We start from the raw sequence: 21,671 nt of genomic DNA, 5'->3' as shown, positions 1-21,671 counted from the left end.
ATACGGAACACGCTGAGGAGAACACGATGAATCGCCTGCTGCAACCCATGCTGGCCGGTGTGGTGACCGCGCTGGTCGGCTTCGCCAGTTCCTTCGCCGTGGTGCTGGCCGGTCTCCGCGCGGTGGGCGCCGACGAGCGGCAGGCGGCCTCCGGACTGCTCGCGCTCTGCCTGGCCAACGGCGTGGTGGCGATCTGGCTGGGGCTGCGGCAGCGGGTGCCGATCACCATCGCCTGGTCCACGCCGGGGGCGGCGCTGCTGGTCGCGACCGGCGCCGTGGAGGGCGGCTTCCCCGCCGCGGTCGGCGCGTTCGTGGTCTCCGGCCTGCTCATCACCGTCGCGGGGCTCTTCCCCCCGCTGGGGCGCTGGATCGCGGCCATCCCCGCCCCGATCGCCGGCGCCATGCTCGCCGGGGTCCTGCTCAACCTGTGCGTCGCGCCGGTCCGGGCCCTCGGTGAGGTGCCGTGGATGGCCGGTCCCGTGGTGCTCGTCTGGGCGTTGCTGAGCCGTTTCGCCCGCAAGTGGGCGATCCCGGGGGCGCTGCTGGCCGCCGTCGTGGCCATCGCGCTGACCGGGCCCGGCATGGGGGCGGTGGACCTGCGCCCGGTGGCCGAGCCGACCGCCCCGTCCTGGAGCCTCGCGGCCATGGTCAGCATCGCGCTCCCGCTGTTCCTGGTCACCATGGCCTCCCAGAACGTGCCGGGCATGGCGGTCCTGGCCGGGTACGGCTACCGCCCCCCGCTGCGCGGCATCCTCGTCGCCACCGGCCTGGCCAGCACCCTGGGCGCGCCGCTGGGCGGGCACGCGGTGAACCTGGCCGCCATCACCGCGGCGCTGGCCGCCGGCCCGGACGCCGACCCCGACCCGGGGCGCCGGTGGATCGCCTCGGTCACCGCCGGGGCCTCGATGATCGTCCTGGGTGTCGGATCCGGCCTGGCCACCGCGCTCGTCCTGCTCTCCCCGCCGGTGCTCATCGAGGCGGTCGCGGGCCTCGCCCTGATCGGCGCGCTCGCCTCGGCGGTCACCGCGGCGGTGGCGGATCCGAAGAGCCGGGAGGCGGCGGTGGTCACGTTCGTGGTGACCGCGTCGGGGCTGACCCTGCTGGGGGTGGGCGCGGCGTTCTGGGGGCTGGTGGCCGGCGGCCTCATGACGCTCCTGCAGCGCGGGAGAGCCCCTCGGCCCTCTCCCGCTCCTGAGCGGCCCGAGGAGGGGCCGCGGGAGTCCCGGCCGGCGGCGGCCGTCTCCGGGGAGGCGGCGAGCGCTCCCGAGGAGCTCGGCAGGCGGTGAGCGTTCACCTCCGCGGGGACGGGCCGGGAGACCGGTGGCGGGACGGACGGTCGTCGGCGGGACGGACCGGCGGCGCGGGACGGGCGACCGGCGGTGGACCGTCCGCAGCCACCCGGGGCGTGGCCGCCGGGGCCGCGGACACAGACCTCCGCCGGTACGGCATGCATAGCCGCACCGGCGGAGGGGTCGGGGGAGAAGCGGGCGGGAGGTCGGGGGGAGAAGCGGGCGGGAGAGGCTACCGGCCGTCTCCCGGACGGCCGTGGCGGCCGGCGACGAGCTGGTCGGTGCTGTGCTGACGGGGCACCTCGATCCTCGGGTGGGGCGCCGTCGTCTCGCCGCGGTCGTCGACGCCGTCACGGTCGCGGTCGACCGGCGGGCGCGCCGCCGTCTGGGCCCGGTCGTCGACGCCGTCACGGTCGCGGTCGACCGCGGGGGCCGCGGCGGTCGCCGGAGTCTCCTCCAGCTTCCGCTCCAGCTCGCGCTTCTCCTCCTCCAGGCGGGCGACGCGGTCACGCGCCTCCATCCGAGAGGTGCGGATCCTGCGCCGGTGGGTGGCGGAGCGGCGCATCCCACTGAACATCATCGCCAGGCCGAGCAGGAACAGCGCCCCGGTGGCGGCGCCGGCGAAGAAGAACTCCAGCTGGGAGAGCTGGACCGTCTGGTCGAAGACCGTGAACGATGCGGGGGTTGTGGCTGTGGCGGCCTCATCCCAGGAGACCGCGACCACAGCCGCGCCCGCGAGTACGATCAGGAGGAGTCCCAGCACTATCATGTGACCTCATCTCGGGCTGCGTCTGTTGTGAATCTCGGGCTGCGTCTGTCGTGATATGTGCTGCTGCCCCGCGGGCGCAGGATTATTCGCCGGGCGCGGGCGGTTGCCAGGGAACGTGACGGACATCGACGTTGTGGTCATCGGGGCCGGGCAGGCCGGGCTGTCCAGCGCCTACTTCCTGAGCAGGGCCGGGATCGACTCCGTGGTCCTCGACCGCTCCCCGCGTCCCGGCGGCGCGTGGCAGTTCCGCTGGCCGTCCCTGACCCTCGGCGCGGCGCACCGGGTGCACGATCTCCCCGGCCTGCCGATGGGCGTCGTCGACATGACCCGGCCCTCGTCGGAGGTCGTGTCCGAGTATTTCGCCGCCTACGAGCGGACCTTCGGCCTGCCGGTGCGCCGCCCGGTGACGGTGCGGGCGGTCCGGGAGGGGCCGGCCGGGCGGCTGCTGGTGGAGACCTCGGCCGGCGACTGGTCCCCCCGGGCACTGATCAACGCCACCGGCACCTGGGAGCGCCCCTTCTGGCCGCGTTACCCGGGTCAGGAGACGTTCCTCGGGCGGCAGCTCCACACCGCCGACTACGTCACCCGGGACAAGTTCGCCGGCCGGCACGTGGTGGTGGTCGGCGCGGGCGCCTCGGCCGTCCAGCTCCTGATGGAGATCGCCGAGATCACCACGACCACCTGGGTGACCCGCCGTCCTCCCGTCTTCCGGGAGGGGCCGTTCGACGAGGAGGCCGGCCGGGCGGCCGTCGCCCGAGTCGACGCCCGCGTCCGCGCCGGGCTCCCGCCGGGCAGCGTGGTCGGGGCCACCGGCTATCCGGTGACGCCTCAGGTCAGGGCGGCCAGGGCGGCCGGGGTGCTGGACCGCCTGCCGATGTTCGACCGGATCGTCCCCGACGGGGTGAGGTGGGACGCGGCGCCCGCCGGGCACGGCCGGCTGGTCAGGGCCGAGGTGATCCTGTGGGCCACCGGCTTCCGGCCGGTCGTCGGCCACCTGGCCCCGCTCCACCTGCGCGAGCCGGGCGGCGGCATCCGGGTCGAGGACACCCGGGCCGTCCTCGACCCCCGCGTCCACCTGGTCGGCTACGGCCCCTCCGCCAGCACCATCGGGGCCAACCGCGCCGGCCGTACCGCCGTCCAGCACATCCGCCGGCTCCTCGGGGCGCCGATGGCGGCCTGAGGTCCTTCCGGCCGCCGGTCCCCTCCGGCGCGGGATGTCGCTCCCGCCCCGGGCGGCGCGGACGGCGACGCCGCACACGCCGCGGCCGCCGCGCGGTCCGGGATCGAGCCGGCCCCGCCGGCGTGGGGTCGACCACTCACCGCCCTGCGCGCCGGCGCGGGGTCGGATCAGGCGGGTGCGGCGGTGGCGAGGCGGGCGGAGAGGGCGCGGATGCGGTCGACGAGCTCGGGCGGCTCGTGCACCTCGAAGTCGATGTCCATCAGCGCGACCCAGACGGCGAGTTCGTCGAGGTCGTTCGCGCCGCTGGACAACGTGCAGGACCGCTCGTCGATCGGCTCGACCGTCCCCATCGTGGCCGACATGTGCGCGGCGACCACCTCGGCCGGAGCGTGCATCGTGAAGCGGCCCCGGTACCGGTAGGGCGCGATGGAGATCGACCGGGACATGTAGGCCACCAGGTCGGAGTCGGGCGGGTCGCGGGGGACGAAGCGCGGTCCGTTCGGCGTCCGCAGGCTCAGGCGGTCGACCCGGTAGGTGCGCCAGCCGGCCCGGTCGGTGTCCCAGCCCAGCAGATACCAGTGCCGCCCCGAATGGACGAGCCGGTAGGGCTCGGCGGCGCGGACGCCCTCCTGGCCGTCATGCGTCCGGTAGTCGAACCGCAGGGTCTCGTGGTCGCGGCAGGCGGCGGCGATCGCGGTCAGGGACGCCGGGGCCACCGCCGAACCCGCCCGTCCCATCGGCACGGTCATCGACCGCAGCGCGTGCACGCGATGCCGGAGCCGGGACGGCAGCACCCGCTCCAGCTTGGCCAGCGCCCGCACGGAGGTCTCCTCGATCCCCGACACCGAGCCCCCGGCCGCCGTCCGCAGCCCCACCGCGACCGCCACCGCCTCGTCGTCGTCCAACAGCAGCGGCGGCAGGTCCGTGCCCGCGCCGAGCCGGTAGCCGGGCGCGCCCGCGGTGGCGTGCACGGGATAGCCGAGCTCGCGCAGCCGCCCGACGTCACGGCGGACGGTCCGCGCGGTCACGCCGAGCCGCTCCGACAGCTCCGCGCCCGACCACTCCCGGTGGGTCTGCAGGAGCGAGAGCAGTCTGAGCAACCGGGCCGATGTCTCCAACATGTTCTCCAGAGTGCCCTCCTCCTAGGACCGGCCCTGTCCTAACCCGTCCCTAGCGTGTTCTCCATGACGTTCACCACGGAGATCACCCCGTTCCGTATCGACATCCCGCAGTCCGCGCTCGACGACCTGCACGACCGGCTGGCACGCACCCGCTGGCCCGACGAGCTGCCCGGCGTCGGCTGGTCCTACGGCATCCCGGTCTCCTACGTGCGGCGACTGGCCGAATACTGGCGCAGCGGATACGACTGGCGGAAGCACGAGGCGGCGCTCAACGACCACCCGCAGTTCACCACCGACATCGACGGCCAGAACATCCACTTCCTGCACGTGCGCTCCCCCGAACCGGACGCGCTGCCGCTGGTCCTCACCCACGGCTGGCCCGGCTCGATCGTCGAGTTCATGAAGGTCATCGGCCCGCTCACCGACCCCCGCGCCCACGGCGGCGACCCCGCCGACGCCTTCCACGTCGTCGCCCCGTCCATCCCCGGCTTCGGCTTCTCCGGCCCCACCCGCGAGAGCGGCTGGGACCTGCGCCGGGTCGCCCGTGCCTGGGCCGAGCTGATGGGCCGCCTGGGCTACGAGCGCTACGGCGCCCAGGGCGGTGACAGCGGCTCGGTCATCTCCCCCGAGCTCGGCCGCCTCGCCCCCGACCGGGTGGTCGGCGTGCACGTCAACGGCGCGCTCGGCTTCCCGACCTTCGACCCGGCCGAGACCGAGGGCCTCACCGAGACCGAGCAGGCCCGCCTGCGGAGCTACGCCGACGACGACCGCTCCGGCTACGCGATCATCCAGGCCACCCGGCCGCAGACCGTCGCCTTCGGCCTGCACGACTCTCCCGCCGCCCAGCTGGCCTGGATCGTGGAGAAGTTCAAGGAGTGGACCGACCCCGCGCACGACCTGCCCGAGGACGCGGTCGACCGGGACCAGATGCTCACCGACGTGACGATCTACTGGCTGACCCGCACCGCCGCCTCCTCCGCCCGGCTCTACAAGGAGGGCTCGGCACAGTGGGGGACGCCGGTCGAGCGCTCGGAGGTCCCGCACGGGGTCGCGGTCTTCCCCGGCGACGGCGGGATCCGCCGGGTCGCCGAACGCGAGCACAATGTGATCCACTGGTCGGAGTTCGACCGGGGCGGCCACTTCGCCGCCATGGAGGCCCCCGACCTGCTGATCGACGACATCCGGGCGTTCTTCCGGAAGGTCCGCTGACCCCGGCCGCGGCTCGGCGACCACTGACCCGGCCCAGGACTTACTCGTCCGACCCGGTCCAGGACTTACTCGTCTAGTGTTGACGGGCATGGACCGCACCCGTCTGTACCGCAATGGAGTCCTGGAAGCCGAAGGCTTCTCCGTTGACGAGGTGTCCGATCACCTCGCAGACCCTTCCGCGGTGGTGTGGTTCGACCTGTGCTCGCCCTCGTCGGCGGACCTGGACAAGATCAGCGAGGAGCTCGGCCTGCACCGGCTGGCCGTCGAGGACGCCCTCCACAGCCAGCAGCGTCCCAAGCTGGACACCTACGACAGCCACCTGTTCCTGACCGTCTACGGCGCCAAGCTGGTGAAAAAACGTCTCGAACTCATCGAGATATCGATCTTCGTCACCAAGCACGCCCTGGTCACCGTCAGGGAGAACCCTCACTTCGACATCGACGAGGTGATCAGGCGCTGGGACGCCAACACCGAGATGGCCAAGTACGGCGTGCCGTATCTGCTGCACGGCCTGCTCGACTACGTGGTGGACGGATACTTCGAGGTGCTGCAGGCGCTCGACGACCAGGTCGAGGCGCTGGAGGACGACCTCTTCGAGGAGGACGCCGGCGACCGGGTCCACATCCAGCGCCAGACCTTCGAGATGCGCAAGAAGCTGGTGCGGTTCCGGCGGCTGGCGGTGCCGGTGCGCGAGGTCGTCGGCAGCCTGCTCCGCAGGAGCGTGGACATGCTGGACCCGGCGCTGGACCCCTACTACCAGGACGTCTACGACCACGCCCTGCGGGCGGGCGAGTGGACCGACTCGCTGCGGGAGCTGGTGGGCAACATCCGGGAGGCCCACATCAACCAGCAGGGCTTCAAACTCAACGACATCATGAAGCGGATCACCAGCTGGGCGGCCATCATCGCGGTGCCCACGATGATCACCGGATATTACGGCCAGAACGTGCCCTATCCCGGCTTCGGCCAGTCGCTCGGCTTCTGGACCTCCACCGCCGCCATCCTCGTGGCCTCGTCCATCCTCTATCTGATCTTCAAGAAGAAGGGCTGGCTCTAGGGCCGGTTCCCCGGGCGCCACGCAGATGCGTCCTGACGTTCCGTGTCAACCAACCCCATTGCGGGCATCGGTCATGTTTCGACCGGTAATCCTTCATGGAGGCATGGGTGGGCATGCGGGGGATGGTCACCGCCGTTCTGGGCGCCGCGGTGATGTTCTCGTTGGGGACGCAGGGAGACGGTCAGGCGAGAGCCGCCTTGGAGAGCCGGGCGAGAGCCGCCCCGCTCGACAACCCGCACGGCACCCTGCCGGGCCTGGCCCCGCTCAGGTCGGCGCGTGACAGGGGCATGGCGGTCAGGCTCATCAAGAAGCTGCGGACCAGGGGGATGGGGCCCAGGACGGGCTACACGCGGGCCCGGTTCGGCGACAACTGGGCGGACACGGCCAGAGGCGTGCCGTACGCCCGCAACGGCTGCGGCACCCGCAACGACCTGCTCGCCCGGGACGGCGAGGACGTGAGATACCGCCGGGGCTCGGACTGCGTCGTCGTCGCGATGAGACTGCGCGACCCCTACACCGGCCGGACGATCCGGTGGCGCAAGGAGCGGGCGGACCAGGTCCAGGTCGACCACGTGATCCCGCTGTTCTACGAATGGCGGATGGGCGCCTCCCGCTGGCCGATGGCCAAGCGGATGCGGATCGCCAACGACCCGCTCAACCTGATCCCCGTGTACGGCGGCGCCAACCAGGCCAAAGGCGGCTCGGGCCCGGCCTCGTGGCTCCCGCCGGCGCGCCGGATCCGCTGCGCCTACGTCGTGCGCTTCGCCCAGGTCGCCCTGAAATACGGCCTGCCGGTCACCCGGGCCGACAAGGCCGTCATGCTCGCCCAGTGCCGTTAGGCCGGCTCCGGGGCCGCCTCCTGTGCCGGGCCGCCTCCCGCGCGGGCGTCTCTCAGAAGCGGCCCAGCAGCGCCTGCTTGGCGACGGTGAACTCCTCCTCGGTGAGCACGCCGTCCCGGCGGAGGTCGCCGAGCTCGCGCAGGCGGCGCAGGAGCGCGTCCGGGTCGTCGCCGGCGGGGGCGGGGGCGGCCGGCGCCGGGGCTTCGAGAGCGGGCGGCGGCTCCGGAGGGGCCGAGGGATGGGGCAGCCGGGCGAGGACGGCGGCGACGAACAGTGCGGCCGTCCGGGTCTCCTTGTCCATGCCCCACAGCACGAGGCAGTGCGGGTCGTGCTTGGGGGCCAGCCTGTGCGCCGTGCCCCGAAGGTTGAAGCGCAGGTGCCCGTTCTCCAGCCCGGCGGCCGGGATCCAGTCCACGCCGTCCAGGTCCTTCAGCGGAAGGCGCTGGGGACCGGCCGACTTCTTGACCCCTTCGACCGCCCAGTTCCACTCCAGGCGGATCGACTCGCCGTCGAACGTCGCGGTGCCGTCACCCCCCGACACCGTCAGCGGCAGCCCGGGACCGGGCATCAGATAGCGGTCGCTGGGCCCGTCGGGCACCTGATCGATCACCAGGGCGTTGCGCACCTCGTCGACGAAGTATCCGGCGACGCCCGTGCGGTCGGCGTCGACGGCCAGCTGGTAGGGGTCGGCCGCGTCGGAGATCCGCCCCCGCGCGGCCTGGGTGAACGGGTCGGCGCCCTCCCGCAGCCGCAGCCGCAGCCGCCCGCCCTTCTTGCCGGGCTCGTAGGCGATGCCGGCCACCGCCGCCAGCGGGACCGCCACCTCGCCGAGGAACTGCCGCAGCTTGTTCACGCCCCGGTCACGGCCGGGCACGATCCGCAGGATCTCGCCGTCGAACGTCCATGTCCCGTCTCGTCCCATGACCTCCGCCATAGCGGGATCCTACGGTGACCGCCGCCGCCGGCGGAGGGTCCGGTGCCGTGGGGGCCGGCGGTATGGCATGGCACAGCCCGGTCCGGCCCGGTTTCCGGTCGCTCCCGCAGGTCTTCTATCCTTCGAAGCCCACCCGCGATCGGCAGGCGAAGGAATCCCCGTGAGCTTTTCGGCCCTGAACCTCGATGAGCTGACCGCGCAGCGTGAGCGCGCCCTGCGCGACTACGAAGCGCTCGTCCAGCGAGGACTCTCCCTCGACCTCACCCGGGGCAAGCCGTCGGGGCGGCAGCTCGACCTGGCCTCCGCCCTCCTCACCCGGCCCGGCGGCCACACGGCCGCCGACGGGACCGACTGCCGCAACTACGGGGGGCTGCAGGGCCTGCCCGAGCTCCGGGAGATCTTCAGCGGCCTGCTGCAGGTGCCCGCCGGCCAGCTGATCGCGGCGGGCAACTCCAGCCTCTCGCTGATGCACGACTCCATCGTCCACGCGCTGCTCAGCGGGGTCCCGGGTGGCGAGGGCCGCTGGGTGGACGCGCCGCGGACCGCGTTCCTGTGCCCGGTCCCCGGGTACGACCGCCACTTCGCCCTGTGCGAGCGCTTCGGCATCGAGCTCATCCCCGTGCCGATGACCGCCGAAGGCCCCGACATGGACGTCGTCGAGCGGCTCGTGCTCGAAGACCCCCAGATCAAGGGGATCTGGGCCGTGCCGAAATACAGCAACCCCAGCGGCGTCTCCTACAGCGACGAGACGGTGCGGCGCCTGGCGGCCATGCCCACCGCCGCACCGGACTTCCGGATCTTCTGGGACAACGCCTACGCCGTGCACCACCTCACCGACACCCCGGTGGAGATCGCCGACCTGCTGGCGCTGTGCGCCGAGAGCGGCAACCCCGACCGCGCCTTCGTCTACGGCTCCACCTCGAAGATCACCTTCAGTGGCGGCGGCGTCGCCTTCTTCGGCTCGTCCCCGGCCAACGTGGCCTGGCTGCTCGGGCACATGGCCAAGGGGACCATCGGCCCCGACAAGCTCAACCAGCTCCGCCACGTGGAGTTCCTCCGCGACGAGGAGGGCGTCCTGGAGCACATGCGCCGCCACCGCGAGCTGATCCGGCCGAAGTTCGACGCGGTGGACCTGATCCTCGCCAAGGAACTGGGCGGCACCGGCCTGGCGTCCTGGTCCAGCCCCGAGGGGGGCTACTTCATCGGCCTCGACGTGCTGGAGGGCTGCGCGCGGGAGGTGGTGCGCCGGGCGGCCGGCGCAGGCATCGCCCTGACCCCGGCGGGCGCCACCCACCCCTACGGCGACGACCCCCGCGACAGCACCATCCGCATCGCGCCCACCTACCCGGAGCTGGAGGAGGTGGAACTGGCCATCACCGGCCTGGCCATCTGCGTGCGCCTCGTCGGGACCGAGAAGCTGCTGGAGCAGGCCCGGTAGCCGTGGGCGAGGGGCCACCGGCCCAATCGATCCGTCGGGATTTGGCCCTGTGAGCCCGGCCGGCCCGCTCCTTATGGTGTGAACCGCACAGCGCGCACGGCGGGCGAGGAGATGGACGCGGCGACCGGCCTCCGCATCACCCGGCTCAGCGGTGATGACCAAGGAGGCCCATCGTGTCCAGCAGGATCCTCCCGCCCTCCGGGCCGCCCCGGGTTCTCGCGCTGGCGCAGCTGGCCAACGCCTTCGGTGACGGCGCCTACTACGTGTGCTCGGCGCTGTATTTCACCCGGATCGTGGGGCTCACCCCGACCCAGGTCGGTTCCGGGCTGACCCTCGGCTGGGCCCTGGGGTTCCTGGCGGGGGTCCCGCTCGGGCACCTCGCCGACCGGCGGGGGGCCCGGGGCACGGCGGCGCTGCTGGCCGTCGCGACCGGCACCGCGGTCGGCTCGTTGCTGTTCGTCCGGTCCTTCCCCCTGTTCGTCCTGGCCGCCTGCCTCTACACCTGCTGCCAGTGCGGCCTCGGGGCCGCCCGGCAGGCGCTGCTGGCCGGGCTGGTGGAACGGGCCGAGCGGACCGGGGTCCGAGCCCACCTGCAGGCGACGGTGAACGCCGGGCTGGCGGTCGGCGCGGCGCTCGGCGGGGTGGCCCTGCACCTCGACACTCGGCAGGGGTATCTGGCGGTCTTCGCGATGGACGCCCTGAGCTTCCTGGTCTCCGCCCTGGTGCTGCTCCGGCTGCCCGCCGTGCCGTCCTCGCCGCCCGCCCCCGCCGGGGAGCCGGCGCTGGCGGTGCTCCGCGACCGGCCCTACGCGCTGATCGCACTCCTCAACATGATCATGTTGCTGTACATGCCCCTCCTCAGCCTGGTGATCCCCCTGTGGATCGTGCAGCGGACCCAGGCGCCGAGCTGGACGGTCTCGGCGCTGCTGGTGCTCAACACGCTGAGCGTGGTGCTCCTGCAGGTGAGGGTGGCCCGCCGGGTGAGCGGCCTGGACACCGCCTCCCGGTCGGTACGGCACGCCGGCCTGGTGATGCTCGCCTCGTGCGCGGCGTTCGCGCTGTCGGCGGCCGGCCCCTCGGCGTGGGCCGCCGGCGCCGCCCTGCTCGTGGCCGCCTGCCTGCAGGTGCTCGGCGAGATGATGCACACCGCCGGCTCCTGGGAGATCGGCTTCGACCTGGCCCCGCCCGACAGGCAGGGCCAGTACCAGGGATTCTTCGGCGCGGGCACGGCGGTCGCGCGGATGCTCGGCCCCCTGCTGCTCACCGCCCTGATCGTCACCTGGGGCCCGCCGGGCTGGTTCCTGCTGGGCGGCCTGTTCCTGCTGGCCGGCTCCGCGATGGGGCCGGCCGTACGCTGGGCGGAACGCACCCGGGCGGCGGCCTCCACGGCCGGCCCCCTCCAGCCGGTGCCCTCCCTTGACCCCGCGGGCGCCTACCGCCGCGCATCGCGCTGAGCCGGGCCGTACAGCTGCCGCGTAGAGCCTGCTTTGCCTGCGGATTTGCGTCCCGTCACGCTCCCGGCGCGGTGCGACGGCCGGCGGCGTCCGGACCTTGACAGGCCGGTCGGATTTCGGGTAGTCCGGAACTGTGGCCCGATCCGTTCCGGATCCGTGGTCCCGTCAGCCGGAGGGCCGGGCGTGAGAGGCGTCGTTCTCGGGCAGGCGGAGTGGAGGTGCCTATGGCGACCTATGAATACCTTTGCCGAGAGTGCGGCCGGTTCGACGTCCAGCTGCCGATAGGGACCGCACCGGCATCTCGTGACTGCTCCGCGTGCGGACGCGGTGCCCGGCGCGTCTTCTCCCCACCGGGCCTGTCCCGGGTTCATCCGGCGCTGTCGGCCGCGCTCGACCTGGACGAGCGGAGCCGGGAGGCCCCCGAGGTCGTCTCAAACATCCCCCGCGAACACCCACCACGCCCGCCGCATCCGGCACTGGCACGCCTGCCGCGGCCGTAGACGGCGGACGGCACAACACGTCCACCTACGTCCCCCCGCGACGCCTGACCCGGCGAAGACCGGCGTCCAGCCGCCTCCACGGCTGCCACGGCCCTGGGCGCGGCCGTGCCGCCGCACGGCGTAGGTGGATCACGTCGCCCATCTGAATATCCCATCACCGGCACTAGGGGGTGTCACGGTTGGGAGCGGTTGGACTGCTCTACGTCGGCGCGGTGCTCTTCATCAACGGGCTGATGCTGCTGGGGAAGGTCGAGCCGCGGGCGACGGCCATCCTCAACCTCTTCGTCGGCGCGCTACAGGTGATCACGCCCACCGTGTTGATCATCATGTCCCGTGGTGACACGGACGTGATTCTCGGCGCGTCGGGGATCTTCCTGTTCGGGTTCACCTATCTCTATGTGGGGATCGGCCTGCTCGGCGGGTTCGACACCACCGGGATCGGCTACTTCTCGCTGTTCGTGGCCATCATGGCGCTCGGCTACTCGTTCGCGAACTTCCGGATCCTCAACGACAGGCCGTTCGGCGTCATCTGGCTCTACTGGTCGTTCCTGTGGCTGCTCTTCTTCCTGCTGCTGGGGCTGAAACACGATCACCTCACCACCTACACGGGCTGGGTGACGGCGATCCAGGGATGGGTCACGGCGGCCATTCCGTCGTTCCTCATCCTCACCCGCTACTGGCAGCGCTGGGACCAGAACGTCCTCGCGATCATCCTGGTCGTGTTCGGCGTGGTGGTGTTCGGCGCGCTGTGGCCGCTGACGAGGAAGAGAGGCGCGCTCTCCAGCCGGGCCGGACCCGCCGGAGGGGAGACGATCCCGGCGCACTAGCCCGCCCGCGAGCCGTTCCCGGTGGTCCGGCGGGGGCCGGCACCGGTGAGGAGGTGATGTGACCTGGCAGCTACCGGATCACCGCGTACCGAATTCAAGAGGAGGACTCGTCATGCCAAAAGTCGTGTTCAGCGTGGACCAGTCAAAGTCGATGCGTGACCAGGAAGTACCGGGTCACAACCGATGGCACCCGGACATACCTGTGGTCGCCATGGTGAAGCCCGGGGACGAGTTCCGGGTCGAATGCCGGGAATGGACCGACGCGCAACTGCACAACAACGACTCGGCCAACGACGTGCGGGACGTCGACCTCACCGTCGCGCACATGCTGAGCGGGCCCATCGGGGTCGAGGGGGCGGAGCCGGGTGACCTCCTGGTGGTCGACATCCTCGATCTTGGTCCGGTGCCGCAGCAGGTCGGCGACGCGCCGGGGCAGGGCTGGGGCTACACCGGCGTGTTCGCCAAGGTGAACGGCGGCGGGTTCCTGACCGACTACTTCCCGGACGCCTACAAGGCGATCTGGGATTTCCACGGGATATACGCGACATCCCGCCACCTGCCCGGCGTCCGGTACGCCGGCATAACCCACCCGGGACTGTTCGGCACGGCGCCGTCGGCGGAGCTGCTGGCGAGCTGGAACCAGCGGGAGCAGGCCCTCATCGACACCGATCCCAACCGGGTCCCCGCCCTGGGTCTGCCGCCGCTGCGCGACAACACCCTCGCGGGGACGGCGACCGGCGAGGTGGCCGACCGGATCGCCCGTGAGGGCGCCCGCACCGTTCCCGCCCGGGAGAACGGCGGCAACCACGACATCAAGAACTTCACGCGCGGGGCGCGCGTCTTCTACCCCGTCCATGTGAAGGACGCCAAGCTCTCGGGCGGGGACCTGCACTTCAGCCAGGGCGACGGTGAGATCACCTTCTGCGGGGCGATCGAGATGGGAGGCTTCATCGACTTCCACGTGGATCTCATCAAGGGCGGCATGGAGAAGTACGGCGTCAGCACGAACCCGATCTTCATGCCCGGCAACGTCGAGCCGCGTTACTCGGAGTTCATGTCGTTCATCGGCATCTCGGTCGACCACGACACCAACACGAACTACTACCTCGACGCGACGGTGGCCTACCGCCGGGCCTGCCTCAACGCCATCGAATACCTCAAGAGGTGGGGCTACACGGGCGAGCAGGCGTATCTGCTCCTCGGCTCGGCGCCCATCGAGGGCCGGATCAGCGGCATCGTCGACATCCCCAACGCCTGCTGCTCGCTCTACCTGCCCACGGAGATCTTCGACTTCGACGTGCGGCCGAACCCCGAGGGGCCCGTCAAGCAGGACAGGGGGCAGTGTGCTGTGACGTCCTGACCGGCGGACCGGGGCGGGTGCGGCTCCCACGGAGAACGCGGCCGCCCCGGGACCGGGACCCCTGACCCCCTTCACCGCCGCGACACGCCGTCCGGGGTCCACGGGCCTGCCTCCCCAGGGAGGCAGGCCCTCCGGCTGCCCATGGGGGAGATGGGCGCGGACGTCCTCCGGTCCGAGGTCGGGGCGGCTGAGCCGTCCGAGGTCGGGGCGGTTGAGCCGTCCGAGGTCGGGGCGGTTGACCTCAGGTTAAGTTGAGGTTTTAGTGTCCTCTTGTGTCGCCACCGGCGAACGCCGGCGACGTCGTGGCCCCGCGGGAGGTCCGCCACGGCGGAGCCACGCGTGACCCCGGCGACCGACGCGATCACCGCGACCCCCGGAGGGACCCGCCGCATCCACGGCTCCGGCCCACGGGTTCTGTCGGTGCTCCATGAAAAAGTCGGAGACCACCCCCCAGACACCGGAGACATGCGATGGACATGGAAGTGACCGCGTGGACGTCGCTCTACCACGCGATGAACGCGCAGGACGAGAAGCGGCCGTTCTCCAGGGCCGCGCTGCGGCGCATCGCCGGGTTCGCGCGGCCACACCGTAGGCTTCTCACCTGGTTCCTGCTGCTCAGCGTCGTGACGGCGACCCTGGCCGTGGCGACCCCCGTGCTCGCGGGCCGGGTCGTCGACGCGATCGTCAAGGGCCTGGCGCTGGAGACCGTCGTCGTGCTCGCCGTGCTCATCGCCGTCATCGCGGTGGCGGAGGCCGGGCTCGGGCTGATGACGCGGTGGCTGTCGGCGAGCATCGGCGAGGGCCTGATCCTCGACCTGCGCACCGCGGTCTTCGACCACGTGCAGCGCATGCCGATCGCCTTCTTCACCCGCACCCGCACCGGCGCGCTGGTCAGCCGGCTGAACAACGACGTCATCGGCGCGCAGCGGGCCTTCAGCGACACCTTCTCCGGCGTGGTCGGCAACCTCGTGACGCTGGTCCTCACCCTCGCCGTGATGATCGGGACCTCCTGGCAGATCACCTTGCTCGCGCTGCTGATGCTGCCGGTGTTCGTCCTGCCCGCGCGGCGGATGGGCACCCGGCTGGCGCGGCTCGAACGCGAGTCGGCCGACCACAACGCGGCGATGAGCACGCAGATGACGGAGCGCTTCTCCGCGCCCGGGGCGACGCTCGTGAAACTCTTCGGCCGGCCCGCCGACGAGTCGGCCGAGTTCGTCACGCGGGCCCGCCGGGTGCGTGACATCGGGGTGCGCACGGCGATGGTGCAGTCGGTCTTCGTCACCGCGCTGATGCTGGTCTCGGCGCTGGCTCTCGCCGTCGTCTACGGCCTCGGCGGGTTCTACGCGCTGCGGGGGCAGCTGGAGCCGGGCGCCGTCGTCGCGATGGCGCTGCTGCTGACCCGCCTCTACGCCCCGCTGACCGCCCTGGCCAGCGCGCGGGTCGAGGTGATGAGCGCGCTGGTGAGCTTCGAGAGGGTCTTCGAGGTGCTGGACCTCAAGCCCCTGATCACCGAGCGGCCGGACGCCCGGCGGGTGCCCGAGGGGCCGGTGTCGGTGGAGTTCGACGGGGTGCGGTTCGCCTACCCGTCGGCGGACAAGGTGTCGCTCGCGTCACTGGAGGAGGTCGCGGCCCTCGACACGCGGGGCGGTGTCGAGGTGCTGCACGGGGTGTCCTTCCGGGCCGAGCCGGGGCAGATGGTGGCGTTGGTCGGCTCCTCGGGCGCCGGGAAGTCGACGATCGCGCAGCTCGTGCCGAGGCTCTACGACGCCGACGAGGGCGCCGTGCGCCTGTCCGGCGTGGACGTCCGCGACCTGTCCGCCGAGTCGATCCGCCAGACGCTCGGGATGGTGACGCAGGACGGCCACCTGTTCCACGAGTCGATCCGCGCCAACCTGCTCCTGGCCCGGCCGGGGGCCTCGGAGGAGGAGCTGTGGGAGGTGCTGCGCCGCGCCCGGCTCGCCGAGCTCATCGAGGCGCTGCCCGACGGGCTGGACACCGTCGTCGGCGAGCGCGGTTACCGGCTCTCCGGCGGTGAGCGCCAGCGGCTGACGATCGCGCGGCTGCTGCTGGCCCGCCCGCGGGTGGTGATCCTCGACGAGGCCACCGCGCACCTGGACTCCACCTCGGAGGCCGCGGTGCAGGAGGCCCTGGGCGAGGCCCTGGCCGGGCGGACCTCGGTGGTGATCGCGCACCGGCTCTCCACCGTCCGGGCCGCGGACCTCATCCTCGTCATCGAGGACGGCCGGATCGTGGAGCGCGGCACGCACCTCGACCTCCTCGCCGCCGGCGGCCGCTACGAGGAGCTCTACCGGACCCAGTTCGACCAGCCCTCCGTCAGCGAGGCGGTCCACTGACCGGCCCGCGGGCCCGCTTCCGGTGCGCCGGCCCGGAGTGCGGGATCCCGGTCCGCCGGGACGCGCCCCGGGCTCCGGGGAGTCGGGGCCGCCGCTCAGCGATCGGCCAGCCGGGCCGCGGCCCGGGCCCATGCCTCCTCCTCGGCCCCGGGGCGGTAGGTGACGAGCTGCTCACCCCGCCGCACCAGGGCGCGGATGTCGGAGACCACACCCTGGGCGCGGGCCTGGACCAGCGCGTTGCCCAGGGCGGCGGCCTCCACCGGGCCGGCGATCACCGGTAGGCCGGTCGCGTCGGCGGTCATCTGGCACAGCAGCGCGTTGCGGGCGCCGCCGCCGACCACGTGCACGACCTCCACGTCCTGGCCGCTGAGCCGTACGGCGTCGCGGACCGCCCGGCGGTAGGCGAGGGCCAGGCTCTCCAGCACGCACCGCACGGTCTGGGCCCTGCCGTCCGGGGGCCGCTGGCCGGTGCGCTCGCAGAACGCGGCGATCCTGGCGGGCATGTCGCCGGGCGGCAGGAAGGCGGGGTCGTCGGGGTCGATCACCGCCTGGAAGGGCCGGGCCCGCGCGGCGGCCGCGAGCAGCTCGGGCAGGCCGGCGTCGCCCCAGGCGCGCACGCACTCCTGCAGGATCCACAGGCCCATCACGTTGCGCAAATAGCGGATGGTGCCGTCCAGGCCGCCCTCGTTGGTGAAGTTGGCCAGGCGGCTCTCCTCGGTCAGGACGGGCCGGGGGAGTTCGAGCCCGACGAGTGACCAGGTGCCGGAGGAGATGTAGGCGAACCGGTCGGTCACGGCGGGCACCGCCACGACCGCCGAGGCGGTGTCGTGCGAGGCCACCGCGGTGACCGGGGTGGAGCCGGGCAGCCCGGTCTCCGCGGCGACCTCTGCGCGGAGCGTCCCGGCGGCCGACCCCGGCCGCCGCAGCTCCGGCAGGATCCCGGCCGGCAGCCCCAGCCGGTCCGCCAGCCCGCGGGCCCAGCCGCCGGTCCGCACGTCGTACAGCCCGGTGGTGGAGGCGTTGGTGGCCTCCGCGCCGACGGAGCCGGTCAGCCAGTGGGTCAGCAGGTCGGGGATCATCAGCAGTGTCCCGGCCCGGCCGAGATCCGGTTCGGCGAGCAGTTGGTAGACCGTGTTGAACGGCAGGAACTGCAGGCCGCTGACCTGGTAGAGCGCCTCGGCCCCCATGTCTGCGGCGACCCGCTCCATGATCCCGTCGGTCCGCCCGTCGCGGTAGTGCACCGGGTTGCCGATGAGCCGCCCGGCGCCGTCGAGCAGGCCGTAGTCGACCGCCCAGGAGTCGATGCCGACCGAGTCGACCGGACCGGCCGCACGCAGCCCGTCGAGCACTCCCCGGTACAGGGCGAGGATGTCCCAGTGCAGGGTCCCGCCGACCCGGACCGGGCGGTTGGCGAAGCGATGCACCTCGGTGAGACGCACCCGGCCGTCGGCTATCCGCGCGGTCATCACCCGGCCGCTGGAGGCACCCAGGTCCACTGCCGCATATACGCTCATCCGTCACTCATCACTGCTCGTCGGGTGGTCGCCGCCCCGCCCGGCCCGGCCGGTGGACTCGCGGACGACCAGTTCGGGCTGGAACATGATCTGCCGGTGGGCGTGTGCGGCGGGGTCGCCGCACTCCTCCAGCAGCAGCTCGGCGGCGATCTGCCCGAGCTTGTAGGTGGGCAGCCGGCCCGAGGCGGTCCGGTTGAGCACGTTCGAGGCCGTGCCGGGGGAGACCTGCGCGAGCTGGGCGACGTCCTTGATGCTGACAGTGCCCAACTGCCCTCCCGGTCCCGGTGTCGTTAAAACGTGTTACTCATTTCGCGGAGACCTTATCCAAACATGCCGCCCGGCCGGGCGCCACCCTCCACCCGACATGAGGCGTAACGTATTGGGAACTGGCTGCTCATCCCCCGTTGACAGGGCTGGATCGCCGGGTTTAGCGTCCCATCCGATCCTCTAAAACGTTTTTAAGTCCAGAGAGCCGGAGAGGGGAACCGGAGTTCATGAGCGACATCAGGGCCACGCTGCGGGCGCAGGCCGTCGAGACCCCGTCCTGGGCGTACGGCAACAGCGGCACCCGGTTCAAGGTGTTCGCCCAGCGGGGCGTGCCCCGTGACCCCTACGAGAAGCTGGCCGACGCGGCCCAGGTGCACGCCTTCACCGGGGTCGCGCCGACGGTGGCGCTGCACATCCCCTGGGACCGGGTGGACGACTACGCCGACCTGGCCCGGCACGCGACCGAGCTGGGCGTGCGGATCGGCGCGATCAACTCCAACGTCTTCCAGGACGACGACTACCGGCTGGGCAGCGTCACCAACCCCGACCCGGCGGTGCGGCGCAAGGCGCTGGACCACCTGCTGGCGTGCGTGGACGTCATGGACGCCACCGGCTCCGACACGCTGAAGCTGTGGTTCTCCGACGGCACCAACTACCCCGGCCAGGACGACATCCGCGACCGGCAGGACCGGCTGGCCGAGGCGCTGGCGGCCGTCTACGACCGGCTGGGCGAGGGGCAGCGCTTCCTGCTGGAGTACAAGCTGTTCGAGCCCGCCTTCTACGTGACCGACGTGCCCGACTGGGGCACCGCCTACGCGCACTGCCTGCGGCTGGGCGACAAGGCGCAGGTGGTGGTGGACACCGGGCACCACGCGCCGGGCACCAACATCGAGTTCATCGTGGCGTTCCTGCTCCGGGAGGGCAAGCTCGGCGGGTTCGACTTCAACTCCCGCTTCTACGCCGACGACGACCTGATGGTGGGGGCGGCCGACCCGTTCCAGCTCTTCCGGATCATGTACGAGGTGATCCGCGGCGGCGCCCTCTCCGGCCGGTACGCCGGGCCGGAGCAGGGGGTGGCGTTCATGCTCGACCAGTGCCACAACATCGAGCCGAAGATCCCCGGCCAGATCCGCTCGGTGATGAACATCCAGGAGGCCACGGCCAAGGCGCTGCGGGTCGACGGGGACGCGCTGGCCAGGGCCCAGGCCGAGGGCGATGTGCTGGGCGCCAACGCCGTGCTGATGGACGCCTACAGCACCGACGTCCGGCCGCTGCTGGCCGAGCTGCGCCAGGAGATGGGCCTCGACCCCGACCCGATGGCCGCCTACGCCCGCTCCGGCTACTCCGAGAAGATCGTCGCCGAGCGTGTCGGCGGCACCCAGGCGGGCTGGGGCGCCTGACCGCCGCACCCGTCCCGCCGGACGCGTCCCGTGCCGGGGCGCGGGACGGCACATCGAGAGATCACTGTTTATCCGTGGGGGGATGTTCCATGACTTCGCCGGTTGAGAAGCTGCTGCGGCGCTCGCACGCGCTCGGCGCGGATCCGCGCAACACGAACTTCGCGGGCGGCAACACCTCGGCCAAGGGAGCGGCCGTCGACCCGGTGACCGGGTCCGAGGTGGAGCTGATGTGGGTCAAGGGGTCGGGCGGCGACCTCGGCACGCTGACCGAGGCGGGCCTGGCCGTACTGCGGCTGGACCGGCTGCGGGCGCTGGCCCAGGTGTATCCGGGGGTGGAGCGCGAGGACGAGATGGTCGCCGCGTTCGACTTCTGCGCCTTCGGCAAGGGGGGCGCCGCGCCGTCGATCGACACCGCCATGCACGGCCTGGTCGAGGCCGCCCACGTGGACCACCTGCACCCGGACGCGGGCATCGCGATCGCCACCGCCGCGGACGGCGAGGAGCTGACGGCGCGGATCTTCGGCGACCGGGTGGTCTGGGTGCCGTGGCGCCGCCCCGGCTTCCAACTCGGCCTGGACATCGCCGCCATCAAGGACGCCCACCCGGAGGCGGTCGGCTGCGTCCTGGGCGGCCACGGCATCACCGCCTGGGGCGCCACCTCCGAGGAGTGCGAGGCCAACTCGCTGTGGATCATCCGGACCGCCGAGGCCCACATCGCCGAGCACGGCGCGGCCGAGCCGTTCGGACCGGTCAGACCCGGCTACGGCGCGCTGCCGGAGGAGGCCCGGCGCGAGCGGGCCGCCGCCCTGTTCCCGGTGATCCGCGGCCTGGCCTCCACCGACGTCCGGCAGGTCGGCCACTACACCGCCACCGAGGAGGTCCTGGACTTCCTGTCGCGCGAGCGCCACCCCGAGCTGGCCGCGCTCGGCACCTCCTGCCCCGACCACTTCCTGCGGACCAAGGTCGCCCCGCTGGTGCTCGACCTGCCCGCCGACGCGCCGCTGGCCGAGGTCACGGTACGGCTGGGCGAGCTGCACGCCGCCTACCGCGAGAATTACGCGGCCTACTACGACCGGCACGCCACCCCGGACTCGCCCGCCATGCGCGGCGCCGACCCGGCGATCGTCCTGGTCCCCGGCGTCGGCATGTTCAGCTTCGGCAAGGACAAGCAGACCGCCCGGGTGGCGGGGGAGTTCTACGTCAACGCGATCAACGTGATGCGCGGCGCCGAGGCGCTGTCCAGCTACGCCCCGATCGAGGAGTCGGAGAAGTTCCGCATCGAATACTGGGAGCTGGAGGAGGCCAAGCTCCGCCGGATGCCCGCGCCCAAGCCGCTGGCCACCCGGGTCGCGCTGGTCACCGGGGGCGGGTCGGGCATCGGCGCCGCCACCGCCCGCAGGCTCGCGGCCGAGGGCGCCTGCGTGGTCGTCGCCGACCGCGACCTCGCCGCGGCCGAGAAGGTCGCCGCCGAGCTCGGCGCCCGGGCCTACCGGCCCGAGGACGTCGCGACCGCCGTACAGGCGGACGTCACCGACGAGGAGCAGGTCGTCGCGGCCGTACGGCAGGCGGTGCTGGCCTTCGGCGGCGTCGACCTGATCGTCAACAACGCCGGGCTGTCGCTGTCCCGGTCGCTGCTGGAGACCAGCGTCGCCGACTGGGACCTGCAGCACGACGTGATGGCCCGCGGCTCGTTCCTGGTCTCCCGCGAGACCGCCCGCGTCATGATCGACCAGCGGATGGGCGGGGACGTCGTCTACATCTCCTCCAAGAACTCGATCTTCGCCGGGCCTGACAACGTCGCCTACGGCGCGGCCAAGGCCGACCAGGCCCACCAGGTCCGCCTGCTCGCCGCCGAGCTGGGCCAGTACGGGATCCGGGTCAACGGCGTCAACCCCGACGGCGTGGTCCGCGGGTCCGGGATCTTCGCCTCCGGCTGGGGTGCCAACCGGGCGGCGGTGTACGGGGTGGAGGAGGACAAGCTCGGCGAGTTCTACGCCCAGCGCACCCTGCTCAAGCGTGAGGTGCTGCCCGAGCACATCGCCGCCGCGGTCTTCGCCCTCACCGGCGGAGAGCTGTCGCTCACCACGGGCCTGCACATCCCCGTCGACGCCGGCGTCGCCGCGGCCTTCCTGCGGTAGGGGGCACCCCAAGTACGCGGG

At 72.4% G+C, this 21,671-nt stretch carries 18 protein-coding genes; 13 read left to right on the top strand and 5 right to left on the bottom strand.

Annotated features, from left to right (window positions below; genetic code table 11):
- Positions 1 to 26: 26 nt before the first annotated feature.
- Positions 27 to 1,286: a benzoate/H(+) symporter BenE family transporter gene (locus tag J2S55_RS14670; RefSeq protein WP_306860817.1), complete on the top strand. Its 1,260-nt coding sequence runs from the start codon at positions 27 to 29 to the stop codon at positions 1,284 to 1,286.
- A gap of 235 nt (positions 1,287 to 1,521) precedes the next feature.
- On the opposite strand, the gene J2S55_RS14665 is transcribed toward J2S55_RS14670, so the two are convergent.
- A complete protein-coding gene (locus J2S55_RS14665; protein WP_306860815.1) occupies positions 1,522 to 2,058 on the bottom strand; it encodes a hypothetical protein in 537 nt (178 codons plus the stop codon).
- A gap of 124 nt (positions 2,059 to 2,182) precedes the next feature.
- Between J2S55_RS14665 and J2S55_RS14660 the strand changes: the two genes are divergently transcribed.
- Positions 2,183 to 3,238 (top strand): FAD-dependent oxidoreductase, encoded by a 1,056-nt coding sequence (locus tag J2S55_RS14660; RefSeq protein ID WP_370879784.1) that lies wholly within the window; start codon positions 2,183 to 2,185, stop codon positions 3,236 to 3,238.
- A gap of 167 nt (positions 3,239 to 3,405) precedes the next feature.
- Here J2S55_RS14660 and J2S55_RS14655 read toward each other — a convergent pair whose 3' ends face one another.
- Entirely contained in the window at positions 3,406 to 4,359 is a 954-nt protein-coding gene (locus J2S55_RS14655) for a helix-turn-helix transcriptional regulator (RefSeq protein ID WP_306860810.1), read from the bottom strand.
- A 63-nt stretch (positions 4,360 to 4,422) separates the two neighbouring features.
- Between J2S55_RS14655 and J2S55_RS14650 the strand changes: the two genes are divergently transcribed.
- The 3 genes from J2S55_RS14650 to J2S55_RS14640 all read left to right on the top strand — a co-directional run bounded on the left by J2S55_RS14650 (position 4,423) and on the right by J2S55_RS14640 (position 7,464).
- Positions 4,423 to 5,568: an epoxide hydrolase family protein gene (locus tag J2S55_RS14650; RefSeq protein WP_306860808.1), complete on the top strand. Its 1,146-nt coding sequence runs from the start codon at positions 4,423 to 4,425 to the stop codon at positions 5,566 to 5,568.
- 88 nt (positions 5,569 to 5,656) lie between these two features.
- The gene (locus J2S55_RS14645; RefSeq protein WP_306860806.1) at positions 5,657 to 6,625 is read left to right on the top strand and encodes a magnesium transporter CorA family protein; all 969 of its coding nucleotides are present in this window, start codon (positions 5,657 to 5,659) and stop codon (positions 6,623 to 6,625) included.
- 113 nt (positions 6,626 to 6,738) lie between these two features.
- Complete coding sequence (locus tag J2S55_RS14640; RefSeq protein ID WP_306875430.1) at positions 6,739 to 7,464, top strand: HNH endonuclease family protein; 726 nt, start codon at positions 6,739 to 6,741, stop codon at positions 7,462 to 7,464.
- A gap of 52 nt (positions 7,465 to 7,516) precedes the next feature.
- Here the strand turns inward: J2S55_RS14640 and J2S55_RS14635 are convergent, their stop codons facing one another.
- On the bottom strand, positions 7,517 to 8,398 hold the full coding sequence (locus tag J2S55_RS14635) for a DUF4429 domain-containing protein (protein ID WP_306860803.1): 882 nt from the start codon (positions 8,396 to 8,398) through the stop codon (positions 7,517 to 7,519).
- A 160-nt stretch (positions 8,399 to 8,558) separates the two neighbouring features.
- Here J2S55_RS14635 and J2S55_RS14630 point away from each other — a divergent pair, with 160 nt between their 5' ends.
- The 6 genes from J2S55_RS14630 (at position 8,559) to J2S55_RS14610 (ending at position 16,331) form a co-directional block, all read left to right on the top strand.
- Complete coding sequence (locus J2S55_RS14630) at positions 8,559 to 9,836, top strand: aspartate aminotransferase type Ic (protein ID WP_306860801.1); 1,278 nt, start codon at positions 8,559 to 8,561, stop codon at positions 9,834 to 9,836.
- Between the two features lie 173 nt (positions 9,837 to 10,009).
- Entirely contained in the window at positions 10,010 to 11,290 is a 1,281-nt protein-coding gene (locus J2S55_RS14625) for an MFS transporter (protein ID WP_306860799.1), read from the top strand.
- Between the two features lie 224 nt (positions 11,291 to 11,514).
- Positions 11,515 to 11,790, top strand: a complete 276-nt coding sequence (locus tag J2S55_RS48315) for an FmdB family zinc ribbon protein (protein WP_370879672.1) — start codon at positions 11,515 to 11,517, stop codon at positions 11,788 to 11,790.
- A gap of 179 nt (positions 11,791 to 11,969) precedes the next feature.
- Positions 11,970 to 12,617, top strand: a complete 648-nt coding sequence (locus J2S55_RS14620; RefSeq protein WP_306860797.1) for an AmiS/UreI family transporter — start codon at positions 11,970 to 11,972, stop codon at positions 12,615 to 12,617.
- Positions 12,618 to 12,729: 112 nt separating this feature from the next.
- Positions 12,730 to 13,977 (top strand): formamidase, encoded by a 1,248-nt coding sequence (fmdA, locus tag J2S55_RS14615; protein WP_306860795.1) that lies wholly within the window; start codon positions 12,730 to 12,732, stop codon positions 13,975 to 13,977.
- A 470-nt stretch (positions 13,978 to 14,447) separates the two neighbouring features.
- The gene (locus J2S55_RS14610; RefSeq protein ID WP_306860793.1) at positions 14,448 to 16,331 is read left to right on the top strand and encodes an ABC transporter ATP-binding protein; all 1,884 of its coding nucleotides are present in this window, start codon (positions 14,448 to 14,450) and stop codon (positions 16,329 to 16,331) included.
- 95 nt (positions 16,332 to 16,426) lie between these two features.
- Here J2S55_RS14610 and J2S55_RS14605 read toward each other — a convergent pair whose 3' ends face one another.
- Positions 16,427 to 17,845, bottom strand: coding sequence for a rhamnulokinase (locus J2S55_RS14605; RefSeq protein WP_306860791.1), 1,419 nt, complete (start codon positions 17,843 to 17,845; stop codon positions 16,427 to 16,429).
- A gap of 3 nt (positions 17,846 to 17,848) precedes the next feature.
- Entirely contained in the window at positions 17,849 to 18,112 is a 264-nt protein-coding gene (locus J2S55_RS14600) for a hypothetical protein (RefSeq protein ID WP_306860789.1), read from the bottom strand.
- Positions 18,113 to 18,339: 227 nt separating this feature from the next.
- Here J2S55_RS14600 and rhaI point away from each other — a divergent pair, with 227 nt between their 5' ends.
- Together rhaI and J2S55_RS14590 are read left to right on the top strand one after the other, a co-directional pair.
- A complete protein-coding gene (rhaI, locus tag J2S55_RS14595) occupies positions 18,340 to 19,512 on the top strand; it encodes an L-rhamnose isomerase (protein ID WP_306860787.1) in 1,173 nt (390 codons plus the stop codon).
- Between the two features lie 89 nt (positions 19,513 to 19,601).
- Positions 19,602 to 21,650, top strand: a complete 2,049-nt coding sequence (locus J2S55_RS14590) for a bifunctional aldolase/short-chain dehydrogenase (protein ID WP_306860785.1) — start codon at positions 19,602 to 19,604, stop codon at positions 21,648 to 21,650.
- The last annotated feature ends 21 nt before the right edge of the window (positions 21,651 to 21,671 follow it).

The organism is Streptosporangium brasiliense (genome assembly GCF_030811595.1).
GTDB lineage: Bacteria > Actinomycetota > Actinomycetes > Streptosporangiales > Streptosporangiaceae > Streptosporangium > Streptosporangium brasiliense.
The sequence above is the reverse complement of the archived record's forward strand: the minus strand, read 5'-3'. Positions and strand labels throughout refer to the sequence as shown.

Excerpts from the sequence above, each read along its gene's own strand:
- fmdA (WP_306860795.1), top strand. The coding sequence starts at position 12,730 with ATGCCAAAAGTCGTGTTCAGCGTGGACCAGTCAAAGTCGATGCGTGAC.
- J2S55_RS14640 (WP_306875430.1), top strand. The coding sequence starts at position 6,739 with ATGCGGGGGATGGTCACCGCCGTTCTGGGCGCCGCGGTGATGTTCTCG.
- J2S55_RS14610 (WP_306860793.1), top strand. The coding sequence starts at position 14,448 with ATGGACATGGAAGTGACCGCGTGGACGTCGCTCTACCACGCGATGAAC.
- rhaI (WP_306860787.1), top strand. The coding sequence starts at position 18,340 with ATGAGCGACATCAGGGCCACGCTGCGGGCGCAGGCCGTCGAGACCCCG.
- J2S55_RS14670 (WP_306860817.1), top strand. The coding sequence starts at position 27 with ATGAATCGCCTGCTGCAACCCATGCTGGCCGGTGTGGTGACCGCGCTG.
- J2S55_RS48315 (WP_370879672.1), top strand. The coding sequence starts at position 11,515 with ATGGCGACCTATGAATACCTTTGCCGAGAGTGCGGCCGGTTCGACGTC.
- J2S55_RS14650 (WP_306860808.1), top strand. The coding sequence starts at position 4,423 with ATGACGTTCACCACGGAGATCACCCCGTTCCGTATCGACATCCCGCAG.
- J2S55_RS14665 (WP_306860815.1), bottom strand. The coding sequence starts at position 2,058 with ATGATAGTGCTGGGACTCCTCCTGATCGTACTCGCGGGCGCGGCTGTG.
- J2S55_RS14635 (WP_306860803.1), bottom strand. The coding sequence starts at position 8,398 with ATGGCGGAGGTCATGGGACGAGACGGGACATGGACGTTCGACGGCGAG.
- J2S55_RS14655 (WP_306860810.1), bottom strand. The coding sequence starts at position 4,359 with ATGTTGGAGACATCGGCCCGGTTGCTCAGACTGCTCTCGCTCCTGCAG.
- J2S55_RS14590 (WP_306860785.1), top strand. The coding sequence starts at position 19,602 with ATGACTTCGCCGGTTGAGAAGCTGCTGCGGCGCTCGCACGCGCTCGGC.
- J2S55_RS14645 (WP_306860806.1), top strand. The coding sequence starts at position 5,657 with ATGGACCGCACCCGTCTGTACCGCAATGGAGTCCTGGAAGCCGAAGGC.
- J2S55_RS14605 (WP_306860791.1), bottom strand. The coding sequence starts at position 17,845 with ATGAGCGTATATGCGGCAGTGGACCTGGGTGCCTCCAGCGGCCGGGTG.